Genomic DNA, 22,146 nt, shown 5'->3' on the forward strand with positions numbered 1-22,146 from the left:
AAAAATCCATTTTAAATAATTATTATGTTTAAAAAACACCCTATTTAATCACTAAGGCATTGTTATGGCAATAAAAAGGACTTCACATGTGAATAGATTAAAAAAATTCATCTATCAGGTTTATTTTAATCGTTTGTCGATTTAGAGGGATTACTCTAAAGTTAACTCATCAGCGCTTTTAAGCTAAACAGCTTCACACCATTGAGAGTGTTTGCGCTAACCGAATTGTTGTCACAAAAAGTCTAGTTTGTGTGTTCTCTGGGCTTTTTATATACCGAGTTACTGCGCACGCGGTAACTCAACCAAATTGTTGTCAAAAGCTTAGCTTGTGTGTTCTCTAAGCTTTTTTATTCCGAGTTACTGCACACGCGGTAACTCAACCACATTGTTGTCAAAAGCTTAGTTTGTGTGTTCTCTAAGCTTTTTTATTCCGAGTCACTGCACTTGCGGTGACTCAACCAAATTGTTGTCGAAAAGCCTGGCTTGTGTGTTCGCCGGGCTTTTTTATGCCCGTTATAAAATGACTTGCCAATACGCTACATCAATCCACTGCCCGAACTTTTTACCAACTTGCTTAAAATGCGCGACTTTTTGCATATTATGCTTCTCATGCAAGGCGATACTTGCTTCATTAGGTAATGCAATGCCTGCCATAACAGCATGTACATTTTGCGTTTTTAACTGAGTAAATAGAGCGGCGTAAAGTTGGGTGCCAATCCCCTTTGTATGACTATCAGCATCTAAATATACCGAGATTTCCACTGAGTGTTGGTAAGCTTTTCGTGCTTTCCAAGGTGTTGCATAACAATATCCAATGACATTACCTTCAGCTTCAGCAATCAACCAAGGTAAGTCAGAGTCAAGATTAGCCTGTATCCGCTTGGCTATTTCAGTACCTGTGATTGCCTCAACTTCAAATGTCACAGTACTATTAACAACATAGTGATTGTAAATTGCAGCAATGGCATCACTATCTTCAATCCTTACATTTCTGATCATGATTGAAAATTCCTTACTCAACATTAATTGGTTAATTAATAACAGAAAAGCAAGCTTGGAAATACATATACGCAAAATAAAAACGCCACTAGATGTGGCGTTTGGGTAGTTTCGACAACAATAAGAAATTGCTTTTAAAAGAAGCCCAGTGGATTCTCACTGTAACTTACTAATAGGTTTTTAGTTTGTTGGTAATGATCAAGGGCGAGTTTATGTGTTTCGCGGCCTATGCCTGACTTTTTATAACCGCCAAACGCAGCATGCGCAGGGTACATATGATAGCAGTTAGTCCAAACACGGCCCGCTTCAATCTTACGACCAAAGTGATAAGCACGGTTCATGTTTCGACTCCACACACCAGCACCTAAACCAAACTCTGAGCTATTAGCAAGGGCTAACGCTTCGTCTTCATCTTTAAAAGTCGACATTGAAATTACCGGCCCAAAAATCTCTTCTTGGAACACACGCATGTCGTTAGTGCCTTTTAACAGTGTTGGTTGAATGTAGTAACCGCCGTTAAACTCATCAGACAGTTGTTCGACTTCGCCGCCCGCAAGCACTTCGGCCCCTTCTTGTTTACCAATTTCGATGTAGCTTAGGATCTTATCAAACTGAGCTTGTGATGCTTGAGCACCCACCATGGTTTCGGTATCAAGTGGATTACCCCGTTTAATTTGTAGAGTTCGGGCAAGAACACGCTCAATAAATTGCTCGTAAATATCTTCTTGAATAAATAAACGCGATGGACATGTACACACTTCACCTTGGTTGAAGTACGCAAGTACGGCTCCTTCAATCGCTTTACTCAAAAATTCATCGTCTTTTTCCATTACATCGTTGAAGAAGATATTTGGCGATTTACCACCTAGCTCGACCGTCGAAGGAATAATATTATCAGCAGCACATTTTAAGATATGTGAACCCACTGGCGTTGAACCTGTAAAGGCAATCTTCGCAATTCGAGTACTGGTTGCCAGCGCTTCGCCCGCTTCTTTACCATAGCCGTTTACCACATTTAGAACACCTGCAGGCAATAAGTCACCAATCACTTCAAGCAGCACTAATATAGACGTAGGCGTTTGTTCAGCTGGTTTTAAAACAATACAGTTACCCGCAGCAAGGGCTGGTGCAAGTTTCCACGCAGCCATCAACAATGGAAAGTTCCAAGGAATAATTTGCCCTACTACACCTAGTGGCTCATGAAAATGATAGGCCACCGTGGTTTCGTCTATCTCACCGATTGAGCCTTCTTGCGCGCGCACACAGCCTGCAAAATAGCGAAAATGATCAGCCGCTAATGGCACGTCTGCTGCAAGTGTTTCACGAATTGCTTTACCGTTATCCCAGGTTTCGGCCACTGCCAGCATTTCTAGGTTTTGTTCAATACGATCGGCAATTTTTAATAAGATATTGCTACGCTCGGTGACTGACGTTGTTCCCCATGCCGCTTTTGCATCGTGGGCTTTATCAAGTGCCAGTTCGATATCTTCTTTTGATGAACGAGGTACTTTACAAAACACTTTACCGTTTACTGGGCTAATGTTTTCAAAGTATTCTCCTTTTACAGGGGCAACCCATTGGCCACCAATATAATTCTCATACTGCGCTTTAAAGTTAACTTTTGCGCCTTCACTACCTGGATTTGCATAAATCATAATGTGTTCTCTCTTCAAATTGTTGTGTTTTATTTAGCATTGACTAAATTATGCGGTAGGTTATTGTTTAATGAACCGCTAACAATTGAAGTTAGCTCAGTTACTGAAAACACACTTGATTCCTAGTCCAGACTTTTTGACTATTTGTCCAGAATTTAGGACGACAGCGAGGCAACAATGAACACATCAGTTAGTAACAGAAGTTTAGATAAAAAACGACAACGTATTGATGTGCTTATTGAAAATAAAGTCAGTTTTGCGGGCGAACATGCCGAATTAAGTATTTACGACACCTATTTAGATACCCAAAAAGTGGCCTTACATTCCACTGAATTATTATTTTGTGGCATGATCAGCGGTAAAAAAATCATGCATGTTGCCGACAGTGATTATCATGAAGAGTTTTTACCAAACCAATCATTTGTACTTGCCCCAGAGCAAGGGGTGCTAATCGACTTTCCCAATGCATCTCTCAATCAACCAACAACCTGTTTAGCGATTGAAATCAGTACCGATAAAATAAGCCAAGTAGTTGATGCTCTAAATTTTAACCAGCAAATTACCCAGGATGACTTTTTCCAATATCAAGCCAAGTTAGTGCACGCCCAGCATAATCCGCAAACTCAAAAACTGCTTGAGCGCATGATCACCCTATTTAGTGAAAATGAGCAACACCGCGATTATTTAATTGATTTATCGCTCAATGAACTCATAACCCGTCTGTTACAGCAGCAAAGCCGAGACTTAATGATAGCAAGTTGTAAGCAAGGCAAGCTCGCAACCCCATTAAGCCATGTAGTAAGTTATATAGAACAGCATCTTGCTGAGAATATTGATATCGATGTGTTATGTAAGATAGCCTGTATGAGCCGCAGTAAATTTTATCAGCAATTTAAGTTAGCCTTTGGTGTTACGCCCGCTCTTTGGCAACAACAATTACGCTTGCAAAAAGCGTATAAACTACTCGAAAAAGGGGAGGCGATTAGCCATGTTTGTTACCAATTAGGCTTTAATAACCCAAGCCATTTTAGCCGAGTGTTTAAACAAGCCTTTGGCGCAACACCTAAAAGTATCGCTAACCATTAAGTTCTGGATTGCGATGAGAATAAACACGATAGGTCAAGGCAAGTAAGATACAAATAGCACTTGGTACATAAAGCGCCGCAAAGCTCATTTTTGCAAATAACCATGCCCCTGCTAAGCCGCCAAAAATAAACCCTAAAATGATTAGGCCAAACAGTTTAGCCTTACGTTTATCAAGTGCCTCGCCACGTAAAACGCGACCAAACATAATACCTAAATCAGTGAAGATACCCGTTACATGAGTGGTACGAACAATTGCACCACTGTAAGTTGTTGCTAAGGCGTTTTGTAAACCACATGCCGCAGAGGCTAAAAAGTGCCCGTAACCCGAGCCATTAAACAATAACCAAAGTGCGCCCAGTAAAAGCCCTGCTTCAATCAATAATGCCGTGTCGTAATGACGACCTAGTTTAAGTGCTGAACTATGCAGCAAGAACCCAGCAATACCAGACCCAACTAAAAATGACAGTAATACACCTAATAAATGTAAAGCATCAAGGCTATTGCCATGCATGAGATCTGCGCCAAGCAAGGTTGCAGTTCCTGATAAATGCGATACCGCTTGATGTTCAAAGCTAAGTAAACCAACCGCATTCACACACCCAGCCACCAGCGCCAAAATAAATGCGCCAATCTCAACCCATTTTGGTAACTTAGAAATCACTCACTATTCGCCTTTTTCTCACACTCGTACTCATTCTTTTATGGTACGCCTATTTTTATGACTAAAAACACTTTTTTTCGACTCTTTATATGGTAATTTACCATTAAGTAAATCGATTAAGAACCTACAATGACAAAGCCAAAAACTTGGACGCTAAAAAGTATTGCCAAAGAGTTAGGCGTTTCAAATGCCACCGTATCAAATGCGTTTAATCGTCCTGATCAATTATCGAAAGCACGCCGCGAAGAAATTTTGGCGGCCTGTAAAAAGCTCGGCTATTTTGGCCCAAACAAGGCGGCGCAGTCATTACGCCGAGGCACCTTTAATATTGTTGCTTTAGTATTGCCAGACAGCGTTGAATATATGGTATCAGATCCGGTTGCTAGCAGCTTTATGCGCGGTGTATCGGCGGTGCTCGAAAAAAATGGCATTAATCTTTTATTATTTTCAGGTAACAACGATAACCTTAATAGCGTGGTCGATTTTGTTGATGGCTTTATTTGTTATGGTCGTCCTCGTAATAAACAACTTGTAGAACAGTTAAAACAGGTTGCTAAGCATGTGGTGACGGTTGACTTTAACATCGGTCGCGATGCCTCAGTAAACGTAAACAACCAACAAGCCAGCTTTGATATTGCCAAACATGCACTGCACAAAAATGATGATCGGGTTGCTATTTTAGGCCTGCGCTTACTCGATAACGACGTATTATGCCGAGTATACGAACATCATGAATTTGAAGCAGGTCAGTCGATTGCTCATCAACGACTGCGCGGTTATCACCAAGCAATCAGCGATGCTGGCATCACCCTCGGTGATGATAGAACATGGAATATTCCAGAAAGCAGTGAACGCTTTGCCAGCATTGCCGCCAAAGAAGCGCTTAGCAGCACACCAAGACCAAATGTGTTGTTGTGCATGAGTGATTTAATCGCCCTTGCCGCCATGCGCGAAGCATTAAAAATGGGCTTATCGATTCCTGAAGATGTCAGAATTGTTGGTTTTGATGGCATAGATGAAGGCCAACGATTTGTGCCAAAACTCACCACTGTCCATCAAAATAGCGAAGAAAAAGGCCGCATTGCTGCGACCTTGTTTCTATCGAAAGAGCAGCAAACAGCCGAAATCGACTATCAACTGCAATTGGGTCAAAGTAGTTAAGCTAAAAAGTCAGCCAAATTAACAATGCTTTGTTCGCCGTCTCGGTGATCAACAATGATCACTTCGCGGCTAGCGAAGTCAACTTTTAACTCGATTGAGCTGGTATCATCATGCCAGCTTAAACGACACACACTGCCTTCACCTTTCGCAATAAACTCACCGTTAAATGCTGGATGCTCATTACGTAATTGAATCAGCTTAATCAACCCTTTCACAACAGGTTTAGCAAGCGCAGCATCAATGTCTTGCGCATTTAAGTAAGGGCGATTGATATCACGACCTACATTGGTGCGGGCCAATAATTCCATATCGTTTTCACAAGCGAATAGGCCACCATAATAAACTTGTGGAATACCTGGCGCGAAGAACTGAATTGCACGCGCTAATAAGTAATCAAAGTCATCTGCGCCCAAGGCATTGTAGTATGTGCAGTTAACTTGATATAAATCGACATTACTTGCTGCTGCACCAGTTGCTAAGCGGCTTTGCCCTTCACTCTTTTCATGAATGGTTTCAACCAAATTATCAATTTCTGCTGCGTTTAATAAACCCGGTTTATCACCCATAGGGCCTGCGTCAATGATGCCAATGCCATCATGGGTATCAAGTACCGTTAAACAGTTTCGCGGCGAAATGGTTAGCCAATTCAGTAAAGCTTGCGCATCATTGCTAAACAAGCTGTGTAAAATAAGGGGTGGTAAAGCAAAGTCATAAACCATATTTACACGCTTTGCGACTTCAACCTGAGTCTGGAAATGGCTGTGGATCTCGGCAATGGTTTCCATACCCGCTTCATTAGCTTGTGCCGAAAGCTTATTTAAATACTCAAAAGTTTCATCCAACATAAAGCAGTTTGTGCCAGCTTCTTTAATCGCATAGCCTGCCGCATCTAAACGAATAATATTGACATTATTATCAGCAAACTTGCCAAGCACCGTATTTAAATACTCGATACCCGCCGTTGATTTCACATTAATATCAATTTGGTTATCGGTAAATGTGGTCCAAAAATCATAGGTTTGGCCATCACCACACGCAATAGGTGTAAAGCAGCTACCCGGACGCGGACGGTAAATCGCTTGTTGCTCAACCTCAGACATGCCATTTGGGAATACATCGTCTTTAGTTAAAAATAAATCCCAAAATTCAGATTGCTTGCCTTTAGCGAGTACATCTTTAAATTGGAAAGATTGTGCTGAAACGTGGTTAACAATTAAGTCAGCCATAAGGTCATAGTTTGCACCAAGCACGTTAATATCGTCCCAGCTACCAAGGCGCGAGTCTACTTCACTATGATCAATAGGATCAAAGCCAGCATCACTGCCATCAATCGGATTATAAAATGGCAACAAATGTACACCTGCAAACACATTGTTAAGTGGGCCATTTAATAAATTACTTAATTCATCAATACCTTGACCAGTAATACGGTCTGCGTAGGTGATTAATTGCACTTTATTGTTGATCATAATTGTTAATACCAAGTTGAAACTTAATCGATTAAGATATATCTTTAACCACGACAGCAAATTATTCAAGCAGTTTTTATAGTTTTTATACACTAATATACATAGTAAAGGCGCAGACCTTTCGGTGGGGATACAACAATGAATAGAACACACGATCCTTTGCAAACCATTAGATGGCTGACATACATGATGTTTTTTATGTTTGCGATGACCTCTGATGCGGTTGGTATGATCATTCCTGAGCTTATCGAAGAATTTAATTTAAGCATGACCCAAGCCAGTGCTTTCCATTATGCACCTATGGCACTTATTGCTTTTAGTGGCCTGTTTTTAGGTTTTTTGGCCGACAGTTTTGGGCGCAAACAAACCATCATGCTGGGGCTCGGCATATTCACCATTTGTTGTTTTCTGTTCGCCGTTAGCAGTAGTTTTAGCATATTTGTAGTGTTACTTAGCTGTATTGGTCTTGCTATTGGGTTATTTAAAACCGGTGCTTTGGCGCTGTTAGGTGATATTTCTAAAAACAATTTAGAGCACACAAAAACCATGAATTTGGTCGAAGGCTTTTTTGGTGTTGGCGCCATTGTAGGCCCTGCCCTTGTCAGCTTTTTAATCACCCAACAGGTAAGCTGGACCTACCTTTACGTTATCGCTGGGGTTTTATGTTTAATTTTAACCTTAATTGCTTGGCGTGCAGATTACCCTAAACCTAAAAAGCTTGAAGAACACGCCAAACCGGCTTCTCTTGCAACCACCATGAGTATGATGAAAAACCCTTATGCACTCGGTTTTTCATTAGCGATTGCCCTTTATGTTGCAACCGAAGTGGCTATTTATGTGTGGATGCCTACTCTACTTGGCGATTACAACGGCCCTTGGCAATTACTGGCAACCTATGCACTGACCTTGTTTTTCATATTACGCGCTGCGGGACGTTTCTTGGCGGTATGGCTGTTAAATCACTTCAGTTGGCAAGCGGCGATGCTGTATTTAAGCTTAGGAATCGCACTGTGTTATTTAGGCTTAATCTTCGGTGGTGTTGATTGGGCGGTATTCTTACTCCCATTATCAGGGCTATTCATGTCGATGATCTACCCAACTTTAAACTCAAAAGGTATTTCTTGCTTTGCGGTGCAACAGCACGGTGCAGTTGCTGGGGTTATTTTGTTTTTTACCGCCCTTTCTGCGGCTGCAGGCCCATTATTAATGGGTGTGATCAGTGACTATTTTGGCCACATTCGTTACGGCTTTTATCTCGCAACAGGTTTCGCATGTTTACTGTTTTTAGCCATGCTATATAACTACTTACGTAACCCTGCTGAACAAGCTTTAGCGCAGCACAGTGCATTAAGCCACTAAATAAAAATCGTTAAAAATCAATTATCGAACATAAATTGTGCAAGTTTTTCGCTAAAAAGACTTGCACTGTGTAAAATTATTGTTATCTTTACTTAATCGATTAAGATAGCAATTTAGACAACAAACCATCTGGGATTGAGACGAGGCACATTATGACAACACACAAACATGCCCTTTATACATTAAGCGCGCTTGCATTAGCAGTAAGCCAAAACTTACACGCCGAAGAGCAAGCACAACCTGAGGCTAAAAAAAGCGGCCTTGAAACTATCGTTGTAACCGGTGTACCACGCCGTACAACCATCATGGCATCAAGCTCATCGGTTAGCAGTGTTACATTAGCGGAAATTGAAGTATCAACACCTCGTTCTACTGCAGAAGCATTTAGAACAATCCCGGGTGTTCGTTCAGAATCAACTGGTGGTGAAGGTAACGCAAATATCGCGGTACGTGGTTTACCGGTTGCATCGGGCGGTGCTAAATTCTTGCAACTACAAGAAGATGGCTTACCAGTTATGCAGTTTGGCGATATTGCCTTTGGTAACGCAGACATTTTCATGCGCTTAGACTCAACAGTGCAAAGTGTTGAATCAATCCGTGGTGGCTCAGCTTCAACAGCAGCAAGTGATGCCCCAGGTGGTATCATCAACTTTATTTCAAAAACGGGTGAGAACGAATCAGGCAGTGTATCGACCACTGTAGGCCTTGATTATGATTCAATTCGTACAGACTTTGAGTATGGTACGTATTTAAACGACAGTGTGCGCTATCACATTGGTGGCTTCGTTCGCCAAGGTGAAGGTCCACGTGAAACCGGTTATACATCAAATAAAGGTGGCCAAATTAAGGCAAACCTAACTAAAGAATTTGATGCTGGTTATGTTCGCGTTTACTTTAAACACCTCGATGATAAGAGCGTAGGTTACCTACCTATGCCTATGTACTCAGATGGCGATTCAATCCCAGGTTTCGATGCACAATCAGATACGCCCCATTCAGCGCTTTTCACACAAACTCTGCGTTTAAATGGTGATAACCAAATCAGCACAGGCGATATGACCGACGGTATGAACCCAGTTGTTACCTCAGTGGGTTTTGAAGCAGCATTTGATTTAGAAAACGACTGGCGCATCGAAAACCGCTTTAGAACATCATCAGTAAGCGGTAACTTTATTTCTCTAATTCCAGCTGAAGTTGCATCTGCGAGCTCTATTGCTTCTAGTATTGCTGGTGATGGTGCATCGCTTGTTTATGCAAATGGTGGTTCAGCAGGCGAAGCCTATGACGATGACGATTTAGCAATGCGTATTCATACATTTGATGTAACGCTAAACGACATGGGTTCAATTGTTAATGACCTTAAATTAACTAAGTCGTTCTCTGATGACACTAGCGTTACGTTTGGTTACTTTGCATCAAGCCAATCTATTGATATGTCGTGGCTTTGGAACTCATATGTTATGGAGCTAAAAGGCGACAACGCTGCATTACTTGACGTTTACGCTGCGAATGGCGACAGCTATTCAGATAATGGCTTGTACGCGTATGGTACACCTTACTGGGGTAACTGCTGTCAACGTAACTACGATACAGAGTACGAAACTCGCGCACCTTACATTAACTTAGCCACTAAGTTTGGCGATTTAAGCATTGATGCAAGTGCTCGCTATGATTCAGGTGAAGCACGCGGTAACTACGCAGGTGCAGTAACATCAACAATTGATATGAATGGCGACGGTACTATCTCAATTCCTGAGCAAAGTGTTGTTGGTATTGATAACGCGAACCCAAGCATTGTTAACTACGACTGGCACTACAGCTCATACTCAATTGGTGCAAACTACCAAATTGATCCAAGCTTTGCGACTTTTGCCCGTTTAAGTAAAGGCGGCCGCGCAAATGCAGACCGCTTACTATTCGGTAAAGTTGAAGCAGATGGTTCGGTTGCCGAAGCCGATGCAATTGATGAAGTAAACCAATACGAAATCGGTGTGAAAAAACGTTTTGATTCACTATCAGTATTTGCAACAGCATTCTACGCAGAAACTGAAGAGCAAAACTTCGAAGCAACATCACAAAAGTTCTTTGACCGCGAATACGAAGCAAAAGGTATTGAGGTTGAATCAACCTACTACGTAGGTGATTGGGACTTCCGTGGTAACTTTACTTGGACAGACGCAGAAATTGCTAAAGATGCGTTATCGCCAGAGTTAGTCGGTAATACACCACGTCGTCAAGCTGACCTTATTTACTCACTAATGGCAACTTACAACTTCGATAAAGGTGCTGCTGGTCTAAGCTTTATTGGTACAACGGATGCTTACGCACAAGACAGTAACGACCTTGAGTTTGATGGCTATACACAAGTGAATGGATTTGTAAGTTACAATCTGTCTGAAAACTTAAGTCTATCGCTTAACGTGAACAACCTGTTCGACACCGTAGGTATCACCGAAGCAGAAGAAGGCTCAGTACCAGATAACGACATTATCCGTGCCCGTACTATTAACGGCCGTACAACGTCGCTTACTTTAAAATATTCTTTCTATTAATTACTCTCCTCCCTCGTTTTAGCCCAGTTTTTACTGGGCTTTTTCGGCTTTAATAGTCAGCTTTTTCTACTACACTTAATCAAATAGTCGTAATTACCCACTTTCTAATAAAAAACACTGATAATAAGTTAATACTTTGATCTATAATCAGGGTTGGTATAAGTATTAACCATATGAATTAGGAACATACATGTTTGTCTCTAGCAAAAGCCACTCTTTACTCCAAGATCAATACAACGCGCTATTAGCTGAAGTTGAGGCACTTAAAGCCGACAATCACGTATTACGTGACGAAAACGAACGCTTAGAAGCAAAATTACATCAGCAAGCTGATGACGCAGACCAACTGTTCCTTGCTAACTTATTGAATAGTTCGATTGAATGTATCACGCAAATTGAGGGCGTACGCCAAACTGTACTCGACTCATACCTTGTTATCGAAGAAGAAAGCCAAGTTACTTTACAAATAAGCCAACTACTAAACGACTCAAATAACGCTCTGCAACATATTGTCAGTGAAATGGCGAGTATGGCAGGTAAAATGGGTAGCATGACCAGTAACATTACGGGTCTGTCTGATATGGCCGATAGCATCAACACCTTTGTATCAACCATTTCTAAAATTTCTGATCAAACCAACTTACTTGCGCTAAATGCCGCAATCGAAGCTGCCCGTGCTGGTGAGGCTGGTCGTGGGTTTAGCGTTGTTGCCGACGAAGTTCGTACACTTGCAACCAACACCAATAAATCAGCCCAAGAAGTATCTGATCTAGTCAAAGAGATCATCAACAAAACCAGCGAAACGGTGACCTCGGTTGAAGATATCCAGCAAAATAACACTCAGCTTTCAACCAGTTTTGATACGCTAAACAATGACTATGGTTCAATCATGAGTCACTGTGATTCGATGAAAGAAACCATTATTAATGCTGCTACACGCTCATTCGTGCAAACCGTAAAACTAGATCACATTGTTTGGAAAGGTGAAGTTTATTCAGTTGCCAATGGCACAAGTAACAAGTCGATTGATGACTTTTCAGATCACACCATGTGCCGATTAGGTAAATGGTATAATTCAGAGCAATCAAATGGCTTCAAACAACATAACGCATTTCGTCAACTAGAAGAGCCACATCGTGAAGTTCATCGCAATGGTGTTGAAGCGTTAGTCATGCTGCAAACAGGCAATAAAGACGCAGCGATTAATCACATTAATAAGATGGAAGCAGCCAGTGAGCGAGTCATGCATTTACTTGATCAAATCGCCAATGGCTAATTATTGCTAATGGCTAAAAACGATAAAACCGAGCTCCGATGCTCGGTTTTTTATCAAGTTATTCAACTAAGCCTTCTTGCAGTACTGGCATAACAGCTCCTTGCTGCTCTTGGCGCTTCACATAACTAAACAACATTAAGCAGCCAAGGGCTAAACTTGCAGCTAGCATAGAACCAAGCGTTGCAAACCTAAAACTATAAAACTGTGCAACAACCCCTGTAGCCCCTGCCCCGCACATAACACCCAGTTTAATGGCGTTCGTGTAAAACGCTGAGGTAAACCCTATTCGTTCGGGGAGCTGATCTTGTAATACGGTTAACCCAATGCCCGCAAAAATACCGTAAAACAGCCCATTTAAAACTTGCAACGCGATTAAATGCCATACTTGAGTGGCAAAAAACACCCCTAAATAAAATACAATGGCACAACAAAATGCCACCGCAAGCATCGCAACTTTATTGTATTTTTTAGCAAGCTTTGCCCCATACAGCATGATAGGAATTTCTAACAGTGCCACCACACCCATAAACAGCCCGGGCGTATGTTCAGCAAATCCTAGTTCAGTAATGCTATAAAGCGGCAGTGCCGATGAATACATAATATTGCCCGTTGAACCAAGCATAATAGCTAAGCCCAACAACCAAAATGATAAACTCGCTGCGGCTGCAGGCTCTCTGCCATGTTGTGATTTTTTAGCGCTGTAGTCAGGAATAAACTTAAATGCGAAGATTAGCGCAACCAAGGCACACACCGCAGCAAAGTAAAACGAGCGGCTAAACTCGCCTCCAGCGGCTAACAAATAACCAAGCGGCGGGCCGCCGACCCAAGCAAAGGAAATAGCTGCACGTAAACGGGAATTAAAACTGGTAATGTCGATGTTCTGTTGACGCCCCGCCCATTGTCTTGCCACAGTCATCATTTGCGGAATTGCCGCATTGCCCATCGCAAGAAACAACACGCCTGCGAGCAATACTTGCCAAAATGCAGTGGCATTCGCAAAGGTCACTAACGCACACACCATACCTGATACAGCCACCATAAATAACTTTCGCGCACTGGTGCCTTTATCTGCCATGCCACCTAACCACTGACTAATAACTAACCCAGTAATGGTGACCGCCACCATATAAACACCTAAATACACGGGCGGTGTTTGCAGCCCTTCGACAATGAATAAGCTCATCAATGGGTTAACAAATGCCCCCATTAACCCGGTTAGCATACTTAGAAGAATAAAAATTACACCATGCTGTTTCAGCAATGCTTTCACTCACAACCCCACATTAACACGACACGTGAACAGATATTTAAAGGGCGCAAATTATACACAGTTTTAGCGAAAACTTCATTTTGTAATACAAATAAAGTTAAACCTACCATCGATAGTTAAAATCTATCAACATGATAGAAACAATCAGTTTTACCAAACTAAAACACCTTCATATAATGGCTGCAACAAAACGCCAATGCCTTGGTGACTTATGAAGAGGTTTATTATGAAATTTAATCGCACACTGACTTTAAGCGCACTTGCTCTTGCAATCAGCCTTCCTGCATCCGCTGCTACACTTACCAAAGACAATGGTGCAGCTGTAGGTGATAACCAAAACTCTATTACAGCTGGCCCGCGTGGCAGCGTTTTACTTGAAGATGTTCATCTAATTCAAAAACTGCAACGTTTTGCTCGCGAACGTATTCCTGAGCGTGTTGTTCATGCTCGTGGTACAGGTGCACATGGTGTGTTTGTTGCGAGTAAAAACCTTGAAGACCTAACCATTGCTGCGCCGTTTGCACAAGCAGGCAAAGAAACAGAGGTATTCGTTCGTTTTTCATCGGTTATTCACGGTAAAGGTAGCCCTGAAACTCTACGTGACCCACGCGGTTTTGCTACAAAGTTTTATACAGATCAAGGTAACTGGGACTTAGTGGGTAATAACTTACCTGTATTCTTTATTCGTGATGCGATTAAGTTTCCAGACATGGTGCATTCATTAAAACCATCTCCGGTTGATAACATTCAAGATCCAAATCGCTTTTTTGATTTTTTCTCACATGAACCAGGTTCAACACATATGCTGACATGGGTTTATAGTGACCATGGAACACCAGCAAGCCTGCGTAAAATGGATGGCTTTGGAGTGCATTCTTATAAAATGATCAACAAAGACGGTGACGTAAAATACGTAAAATTTCACTGGCTTAGCCAGCAAGGCATTGAAAACTTAAATGCTAAGCAAGTTACTGAAGTACAAGGTAAAGATTTTCAGCATTTAACCCGTGATCTGTACCAAGAAATCAATAACGGTAATTACCCGAAATGGGACTTATACATAAAAGTATTAGACCCTTCTGAACTGGATGACTTTGATTACAACCCGTTAGATGCAACAAAAATGTGGTTAGGTGTTAAAGAGACCAAAGTGGGTACCATGACACTCAACCGTATGCCAGGCAACTTCTTCCAAGCAACAGAACAAGTCGCTATGGCCCCTGCGAATATCATACCGGGTATTGAACCATCAGAAGATCGTTTGTTACAAGGTCGTGTGTTTTCATATGCTGACACCCAAATGTATCGTTTAGGTGCAAACCACCAGCAATTGCCAATTAACCGCGCCAAAGTAGAAGTGGTTAATTACAACCAAGACGGTGCGATGAACTTTGGTCATACCACCAGCAATGTGAACTATCAGCCAAGCCATGAAAACGTGCAAGAAAACCCAATTGCTCGTAAGGCACAAACTAAGCTGGCTGGCTATGTACAGCAAGCAGCCATTAAAAAGCAGCAAAACTTTGCACAAGCTGGTGTGTTATATCAAAGCTTTTCTAAACAACAGCGTACAAACCTGATCAACAACTTAGCGGGTGATTTAGGGAAGGTAAAAGATAGCAAGGTAAAGCACATTATGCTCAGCCACTTTTACAAAGCAGACACCGAATACGGCATGCGCTTAACCAAAGCCGTCGGCGGTAACCTAGCGACCGTGAAAAAACTAGCAAGCTCACTTTAATTCACTCTCCCAACCTTGATGAGGAAGGCACGTCCTTCCTCTTTTTTTAGGAATTAACTATGCGAATTTTTACTTTTCTACTGCTGAGCCTTTTATTAACATGCAACCCAGTTAATGCTGATCAGCAAACAGACTCACAGACGCAATATCAAACCTTACTTGCCTATTATTTTGCTGCTGCACGAACCGCAGAGAACGACATCATTGAACAATTTGTTGAGGCCGGATTACCAATCAACAGTGTTAATGAAAAAGGCTATACCGCGCTGATGATTGCCACTTATCATGGCCACAAACAAACGGTAAACCAACTTTTAGCATTAGGCGCCAATGCTTGCCTTGAAGATAAACGCGGCAATACCGCTTTGATGGCCGCTATTTTTAGAGGTGAATTTAGCATCGCTAAAACATTAATGAAGCAAGACTGCGACACAGAGCATGCGAATAAAGCAGGGCAAACCGCCGAAGCATTTGCAGCACAATTTGGTCAACAGCATGTACTCGCTTTACTTACGCAATATAAGAAAGCAAAACAATAAAAAAAGCCCAGTGGGGAAACTGGGCTTTGAGCAGTGAAACAATGTTAGTCGAAGGACACTGTCACTGGGTTAGAACAAACAGTATCAGATACACAAACTTGATATTCATAGCTTGGTAACTCAGCTTTACGCTCTACATCGCGATAGAAACCACGATCAGCTACTGTTTCAAGTAGTTCACCATTACGGTAGATGCTTACTTGATCAGCCACAGTTTGCCAGCTTAAATCAACACGCATAGTACCTAAACGTGTTTTGTTAGCACGTTTAACCGATAGCTCAATTTCAACATCAGATACCACAACCGTTTGCGTAAACGTATCTGTTTGACCTTCGCTATCTGTCGCAGTTAGCGTCACTTCATAGCTGCCTGCTTGTGCGTAAGTATGAATAGGATCAGCATCTGTTGATGATGCACCGTCACCAAAATCCCACGCCCAAGCAACAATATCATCATTGCTATCTGTGCTGGTATTAGTGAAAGTGACATCTAAACCTGATGTTTCAAATGCAAAGCCAGCTTGTGGAGGCTGCGGGCTCACTTCACCAATAGCGCTAAACGTCAGTGACCAGCTGTTTAAAGTACCGGTATCAGCAGACAGTACGTCTTTGACATTGAGTACCCAATCACCTGTCGCAACTTCGCCATTAAAGTTAGCCAGCGAGTAGCTTTGTACTAGATCATCAGCACCACCGCCAGATTGGCTGTGAAGTGTTGCAGTTGTTCCTTGCGGCGACGTTAATGTGACGATTAAATCACCAATGTAAGTATGAGTAATATCAATACTTGCATCCGTTGAGAACACAGTAAGTTCATCAGCTACAGTAATCACCGAATCAATACCCGTGTCATTGTTATCTGGAATAGACACTGGTGTTTCATTTGAGAAAGTAAAGTCATTTAAGCCAACAGGGTTAACAAACAGTGACGCACTGCTTTGTTTAGCTAACTCACCTGATGTTGCATCAACAACAAAACTATAACTGCCCCATGCTGTTGCTTCTTGTGTTGGTACCGTTAGTGTAACTACATCTCCAGGTACAGCTTCTGTTTGCGATAGTGTTGCGCCCGCTAAATCAGCTTGAAGTGCTAGGCTAACGACACCATCCCACTGGGCGATTGAACCAATTTCAAAGGTATATGTTGCAGTTTCACCAGCAGTAATTTGCTGTGAACTTGGCGACACTGAGATTTTGAAGCTTGGAGTCGGATCAGCTTGCTCAAGTGCTTGATTCACATTTAAGCGATTGCCAGACACTGTTTTGCCTTGCAGCGCTTCATTTTGGTCACCGCTATTCATTAGCAACTCTTTAAGTTCAAGCGCTGATAAATCAGGGTTGATCGAAAGCACTAATGCAGCTGCACCAGCAACATGCGGTGTTGCCATTGATGTACCAGAATAGCTAGCGTAACCATTGCCCGGTACCGTTGATAAAATTGCACTACCTGGTGCGCCTAAATCAACACTTGTTAAACCCCATTGTGAAAAGCTCGACATGTTATCTCTGTTGTCAGTACTGGCAACTGATAATACGCTGTCATGCTCGTAGTTAGACGGATAATGAGGGTTCTGATCGTTATCAACCGCATCGTTACCCGCTGCTGCTACAAATAGAATATCGGCTTGTTCACTTGCCGTAATAGCATCTGCCAGTGCTTGGCTAAAGCCACCGCCACCCCAGCTGTTATTTAAAACACGTACATTTACGCCTTGGTTTTTAAGATCAACCATGTAATCGATACACTTAATTGCATCAGAAGTTGAACCTGTACCATCTGCACTTAAGAACTTACAGCCCGCAATTGATACCTCATGGTTCACACCAACAACACCGGTGCCATTGTTACCTGACGCACCTATTGTGCCCGATACGTGAGTACCATGGCCTTGGTCATCCATTGGATCACCTGAGTCGGTAATCGCATTAATACCGTGCACGTCATCGATGTAACCATTACCGTCATTATCGATACCATCACCCGGAATTTCGCCTGGGTTGATCCATGCGTTATCAGCTAAATCTTCGTGGCTGTAATCAACACCGGTATCAATGACACCAACAACAACTTCGCGGCTACCGGTTGAGATTGACCATGCTTCAACTGCATCAATGTCAGCATCGGCGACACCACCTGTTTGACCTTCGTTGTGTAAACCCCACAGCGACGAAAAATCAGGATCATTAGGTACACTGGCAATCGATACACGGTAGTCAGGCTCTACATATTCAATAGCAGCATGGTTTTGTAGGCGCTTGATAGCTTCTTTGCTGCTCATACCTGAAACTTTAAATTTAGCTAAACGGCCAGACAAAATAGCTGAATAGTTATCATCGACACCATCTTTGTTGATATCGCTGATGGTGGCTTTAACTAAGCTACGAGCATGGGCACGCATTGCAGCAGAGGTGCCTTTTTTATACATAACAAGTACAGAGTCTTCACTTGCACCAACGACGGTTGTTTTTGCTGGTGTGCTGATTTGTGCAGCACCTAAACATGGTAATAAGGCTAGGCTTAATACAGATAATTTAGTTTTCATATTTACTATCCATAATTTGTTGAACTGATCGAATCACTATGATCCGACCACCAAAGCTCATTACTTCTGAATGATGAATATCACGTGGCATATTTCATAAATGGCAAATTGCAGATAACAGGCAAGAAAAAAAATGATGCTAAGTTTAAATCCATACTTTTTTGCTGATTGAATCAATAAAAATACGTCCAATTCACACTTTTTTGTGAAAAAAGCACCCTCAATGATCCATTAACATTTCTCCAACTTTTTTACTGCTTTTAAATCAAAACCCATACTAAAACCTAAACAAACACGCATAACCAATTGAAAATAAATAATTTATAAAAACCACAAAAACTGATGATTTTATATTATTCCAAATCTGTCTAAAGTAATTTTCTTGTTATTTGTACGACCTCACGGTCACAACTAACAAAGTTGCTTCATTCACTTCTGATTGTTAGCTAACAGTTGAATATCACAGAAATTAATCCGGCAAGGCATGCTGGTACATGGTTCTAAAAGCGAAAATAATAATTTTAGAGCTTTGATTAATAATAATTTAAAGGAAATAATCATGAAGTTAAGAAAGTCTCTACTTACCTGTGCAATTACTATTGCGTTAGGTTCAAGCTTTGCAGCAAGTGCAAACACAGATGATAAAACACAATCTAGCACTGAGCTTGCAAGCCAAGTTTCAACATTGGGTGTATCAAACTCAATTACCCTAGATCAAGTATCGGTTACCGGTGTTGGTAACGATGCGGTTATTGCTCAACAAGGTACAGGTCATCGTGCAGAAACTGTCAGTGTAGGTGATGGCAACATGGTTGAAGTAAGCCAAGCACAAACATCTAACTTATCTCTTATCTACAACACAGGTGACGATAATACTGTTTCGCACAGCCAAAACGGCACCATGAATGGCGCATTGTCTGAAACTGTTGGTGTTGGCAATGCTATTCGCGTTGAGCAAGAAGGTGCAGGATTCTTTGGTGTTAACAACGAAGCTATCAACGTCATGGTTGGTGATGAAAATAGCGCAACTGTAACGCAAGGTGATGGTGGCCATTGGTTCTACAACTTTGATTTACAGGGTAACAGCAACACAATCAGCGCAGAGCAAAGCGGCTTACTAAATGAAGCAACGTTCAATGTAATTAGAGGTGATGACAACAGCATCGAAGTAATGCAAGAGGGTGTTTTCAATGCGTTTACCTCTGATGAAGTAATTGGCAACGGCAATGAAATTACTATTGACCAAACAGGTTTCTTCAACAGCGCTGAGCTTACTTCGCTGCATGGTGATTATAACGAAGTTGAGTTTGAGCAAGATGGTGACTCTAACAGCGCATTAGTTGCAGAAATCACAGGCAATGACAACGAGGTTAAGTCTGATCAAGAAGGCAACAGCAACAGCTTTGAGTCAGGCGTGATTGTTGGTGATGGCAATACATTATTGGTCAATCAAAAGCATGACAGCAATACCGCTGGCTTAGATGCTATTGGCAACGACAACGAACTCACTGCATTCCAAAATGGTAACGGTAATGATGTGTACTTAGGTGCTATTGGCGATAGCAATGAGTTTGTTGCTAACCAAATTGGTGACGCAAACAGTGCTCACGTTGCTAACTTCAATGGTAGCGACAACAACGTTGATATTGCTCAAGGCGGCAATGAAAACACTGTACTAGTGCAGTCTTCATACCCAGACGACTCACTCTCTTCAAACGATAATGACATTGCAGTTAATCAGCTGGGTGACCTTAACGAAGCGGCATTAACATTCGCAAGCGTGCTTGATAGCAACAACAACCAAGTTGCTTTCACACAAGTTGGTGAACTCAATGCCATCGACCTGATTATGGAAGGTAGCAACAACTCTGTTGATATTAGCCAAACAGGCTCAGAAAACTTTGTTGTAGGTATCGGTGAAAGTGCATTCTTGCTAGGCGGTGAGGGTAACTCACTGGTCGTTGTACAAGACGGCAACGCAAACCTTGTTGAAGGCTCAATGATTGGCTCTAACAGCACAGTTGTTATCACTCAACTAGGTGATGGCAATACCGCAACTGTAACCCAAGAATAATCGCTTAAGAGGGAGCCTTGCTCCCTCATTCCATTATGAAAATAAAAAACTTACTACGTATATGTTGCATTGTGCTTGCAGCTCAAAGTACGGCTAGTTATGGCGAGGACCTCGAAATCGATGGCTTAGTACTCGATAGAAGTATTAGCCGATTTGGCCATCAATTTTATTTTGAGTTTGCCAACCTATGGCGCGATCTACCTTCAACAGCAGGTTTTAATATCGAAATAAAAGAAACGGTATTACCCCGAGCGGGGACTCGACTTGTCTTAAAAATGAATAACCAAATAGTGTACGTCACCTATCTAGGACGTCGCTTAGAGCCATTAGATGAACGTGTAAAACAAGCCATGTATAGCGTGATGGATGCCATGGCACGCAGTCAAATGCAGCAATCAACACCCGATATGGCAAAAAATGGATGGTAAAATGAAATACTTAACAACACTAATAATAATCCTCTGCCCTCTTTCAAGTTGGGCAACCGAACTCGTTTATACCCCAATTAACCCAAGCTTTGGTGGCAGCCCATTAAATGCCAGCATGCTACTTAATAAAGCGCAATCACAAAACAAGCACAAAGCGCCAGTTATCGAACAAACCTACGGGGAAAAATTTCAAGATTCGTTAGAGCGTACATACTTAAATAGAATGGTACGAGAAATCACAGATATGGCATTTGGTGACGAAATCGACGACAGCATCTTTAATGGTGACTCGACCTTTATGACGGGTGATTATGAAATTCAAATTATCACCAGTACCAGTGACACAATCACCGTTAGAATTACCAATACCTCTGATGGCACAGTGACAGTAATTGAAGTACCGAGGTTTGGATAATGAAGACACTCACATTAGCAGCAATGGTATTACTTCTGTCGGGTTGTTCATCAATGGGCAATTTAATCCCGCCGACTAAACAACTAGCAGACTCTCTTGAGCCAACCGAAACTTTCCAGGCTTTGCAGGCCCTTCCTCAACCAATGGGAAGCATTCCTGTGTCAGTGTACTCATTTCGTGACCAAACTGGGCAATACAAACCACAGGCAAATGTAAGCTCATTTTCTACCGCAGTAACACAAGGTGCTAACTCTATTTTAGTGCAAGCATTGCATGAATCTGATTGGTTTATTCCGGTAGAACGCGAAGGTCTACAAAATATCTTAACTGAGCGTAAAATTATTCGCGCTGCGCAAGCCGAAAACGATAAGCTACCTGAATTACCACCGCTCACGACAGCTAAAATAATCTTAGAAGGCGGTATCATTAGCTACGACACAAATATCAAAACCGGCGGGATTGGTATGGAATACTTTGGGATTGGCGCATCAGAGTTATACCGTGAAGATGCAATCTCAATTTATTTACGCGCTGTTGATGTTCGCACAGGCCAAGTTTTGCTATCCGTTGCGACAAGCAAAAAAGTGCTCAGCCAAGAAATGCGCGCAGGCTTCTTTCGCTATGTGAGCTACAAGCGTCTTGCAGAAGCAGAAGCCGGATTCACCGACAATGAACCTATGAGTATTTGCGTAACACAAGCAATTGAAAAAGCGCTTAGCGACCTTGTATTAAAAGGTATTAACAAAGGTATTTGGTCTGCAAAAGCGGTCTAATTTAATGAATATATTAGTGTGGCGCTGAACATCACAGCGCCCAATTTGAACTTTCTGCTTAATTATCCATCGAAATAAATACTTATAGCATTCAGTTATACCAATTCGCTTAATTAAGTAGTCTATTTTGAGGCAATAAAACCTC

The 22,146-nt window shown here is 41.9% G+C and carries 17 protein-coding genes; 11 read left to right on the plus strand and 6 right to left on the minus strand.

Going from position 1 to position 22,146, the window contains the following annotated elements; all coding sequences use genetic code 11:
* Nucleotides 1-513: 513 nt before the first annotated feature.
* Nucleotides 514-999, minus strand: a complete 486-nt coding sequence (locus AN213_RS02970; RefSeq protein WP_055197296.1) for an arsinothricin resistance N-acetyltransferase ArsN1 family B — start codon at nucleotides 997-999, stop codon at nucleotides 514-516.
* A gap of 134 nt (nucleotides 1,000-1,133) precedes the next feature.
* On the minus strand, nucleotides 1,134-2,654 hold the full coding sequence (locus tag AN213_RS02975) for an aldehyde dehydrogenase family protein (RefSeq protein ID WP_054554003.1): 1,521 nt from the start codon (nucleotides 2,652-2,654) through the stop codon (nucleotides 1,134-1,136).
* Nucleotides 2,655-2,831: 177 nt separating this feature from the next.
* Between AN213_RS02975 and AN213_RS02980 the strand changes: the two genes are divergently transcribed.
* Nucleotides 2,832-3,740 (plus strand): AraC family transcriptional regulator, encoded by a 909-nt coding sequence (locus AN213_RS02980; protein WP_055197298.1) that lies wholly within the window; start codon nucleotides 2,832-2,834, stop codon nucleotides 3,738-3,740.
* On the opposite strand, the gene AN213_RS02985 is transcribed toward AN213_RS02980, so the two are convergent.
* Nucleotides 3,730-4,401 carry a YoaK family protein gene (locus AN213_RS02985; RefSeq protein ID WP_054562518.1) on the minus strand — a complete coding sequence of 224 codons (672 nt, stop codon included), beginning with the start codon at nucleotides 4,399-4,401 and terminating at the stop codon, nucleotides 3,730-3,732. The genes AN213_RS02980 and AN213_RS02985 overlap by 11 nt on opposite strands.
* A 129-nt stretch (nucleotides 4,402-4,530) precedes the next feature.
* Here AN213_RS02985 and AN213_RS02990 point away from each other — a divergent pair, with 129 nt between their 5' ends.
* Entirely contained in the window at nucleotides 4,531-5,562 is a 1,032-nt protein-coding gene (locus tag AN213_RS02990; protein ID WP_055021617.1) for a LacI family DNA-binding transcriptional regulator, read from the plus strand.
* On the opposite strand, the gene gtfA is transcribed toward AN213_RS02990, so the two are convergent.
* Nucleotides 5,559-7,031 (minus strand): sucrose phosphorylase, encoded by a 1,473-nt coding sequence (gene gtfA / locus AN213_RS02995; RefSeq protein ID WP_055021616.1) that lies wholly within the window; start codon nucleotides 7,029-7,031, stop codon nucleotides 5,559-5,561. The two genes, AN213_RS02990 and gtfA, sit on opposite strands and share 4 nt — an antisense overlap.
* A 138-nt stretch (nucleotides 7,032-7,169) precedes the next feature.
* On the opposite strand from gtfA, the gene AN213_RS03000 reads away from it, so the two are divergent.
* The 3 genes from AN213_RS03000 (at nucleotide 7,170) to AN213_RS03010 (ending at nucleotide 12,218) form a co-directional block, all read left to right on the plus strand.
* Entirely contained in the window at nucleotides 7,170-8,390 is a 1,221-nt protein-coding gene (locus tag AN213_RS03000) for a sugar MFS transporter (RefSeq protein WP_054562521.1), read from the plus strand.
* 152 nt (nucleotides 8,391-8,542) lie between these two features.
* The gene (locus tag AN213_RS03005; protein ID WP_055197300.1) at nucleotides 8,543-10,942 is read left to right on the plus strand and encodes a TonB-dependent siderophore receptor; all 2,400 of its coding nucleotides are present in this window, start codon (nucleotides 8,543-8,545) and stop codon (nucleotides 10,940-10,942) included.
* Nucleotides 10,943-11,132: 190 nt separating this feature from the next.
* Complete coding sequence (locus tag AN213_RS03010; RefSeq protein ID WP_054562523.1) at nucleotides 11,133-12,218, plus strand: methyl-accepting chemotaxis protein; 1,086 nt, start codon at nucleotides 11,133-11,135, stop codon at nucleotides 12,216-12,218.
* 58 nt (nucleotides 12,219-12,276) lie between these two features.
* On the opposite strand, the gene AN213_RS03015 is transcribed toward AN213_RS03010, so the two are convergent.
* Nucleotides 12,277-13,488 carry a sugar efflux transporter gene (locus tag AN213_RS03015; RefSeq protein ID WP_236702881.1) on the minus strand — a complete coding sequence of 404 codons (1,212 nt, stop codon included), beginning with the start codon at nucleotides 13,486-13,488 and terminating at the stop codon, nucleotides 12,277-12,279.
* Nucleotides 13,489-13,714: 226 nt separating this feature from the next.
* Between AN213_RS03015 and AN213_RS03020 the strand changes: the two genes are divergently transcribed.
* Together AN213_RS03020 and AN213_RS03025 are read left to right on the plus strand one after the other, a co-directional pair.
* A complete protein-coding gene (locus tag AN213_RS03020) occupies nucleotides 13,715-15,229 on the plus strand; it encodes a catalase (RefSeq protein WP_095209693.1) in 1,515 nt (504 codons plus the stop codon).
* A gap of 59 nt (nucleotides 15,230-15,288) precedes the next feature.
* Nucleotides 15,289-15,768 carry an ankyrin repeat domain-containing protein gene (locus tag AN213_RS03025; protein ID WP_082422987.1) on the plus strand — a complete coding sequence of 160 codons (480 nt, stop codon included), beginning with the start codon at nucleotides 15,289-15,291 and terminating at the stop codon, nucleotides 15,766-15,768.
* 44 nt (nucleotides 15,769-15,812) lie between these two features.
* Here AN213_RS03025 and AN213_RS03030 read toward each other — a convergent pair whose 3' ends face one another.
* Complete coding sequence (locus tag AN213_RS03030; RefSeq protein ID WP_055197304.1) at nucleotides 15,813-18,311, minus strand: S8 family serine peptidase; 2,499 nt, start codon at nucleotides 18,309-18,311, stop codon at nucleotides 15,813-15,815.
* Nucleotides 18,312-18,870: 559 nt separating this feature from the next.
* Here AN213_RS03030 and AN213_RS03035 point away from each other — a divergent pair.
* From AN213_RS03035 to AN213_RS03050, 4 genes are read left to right on the plus strand one after another with little or no spacing between them, the layout of a single operon-like run.
* Complete coding sequence (locus AN213_RS03035) at nucleotides 18,871-20,385, plus strand: curlin (protein ID WP_054562526.1); 1,515 nt, start codon at nucleotides 18,871-18,873, stop codon at nucleotides 20,383-20,385.
* 35 nt (nucleotides 20,386-20,420) lie between these two features.
* Nucleotides 20,421-20,813: a curli production assembly/transport protein CsgE gene (locus AN213_RS03040; RefSeq protein ID WP_055021612.1), complete on the plus strand. Its 393-nt coding sequence runs from the start codon at nucleotides 20,421-20,423 to the stop codon at nucleotides 20,811-20,813.
* Nucleotides 20,803-21,228: a curli assembly protein CsgF gene (locus AN213_RS03045; RefSeq protein WP_054562528.1), complete on the plus strand. Its 426-nt coding sequence runs from the start codon at nucleotides 20,803-20,805 to the stop codon at nucleotides 21,226-21,228. Before AN213_RS03040 ends, AN213_RS03045 begins: the two co-directional genes overlap by 11 nt.
* A complete protein-coding gene (locus AN213_RS03050; RefSeq protein WP_054562529.1) occupies nucleotides 21,228-22,001 on the plus strand; it encodes a CsgG/HfaB family protein in 774 nt (257 codons plus the stop codon). Before AN213_RS03045 ends, AN213_RS03050 begins: the two co-directional genes overlap by 1 nt.
* The last annotated feature ends 145 nt before the right edge of the window (nucleotides 22,002-22,146 follow it).

The sequence above is a fragment of the Pseudoalteromonas sp. P1-8 genome, from assembly GCF_001399985.1.
GTDB lineage: Bacteria > Pseudomonadota > Gammaproteobacteria > Enterobacterales > Alteromonadaceae > Pseudoalteromonas.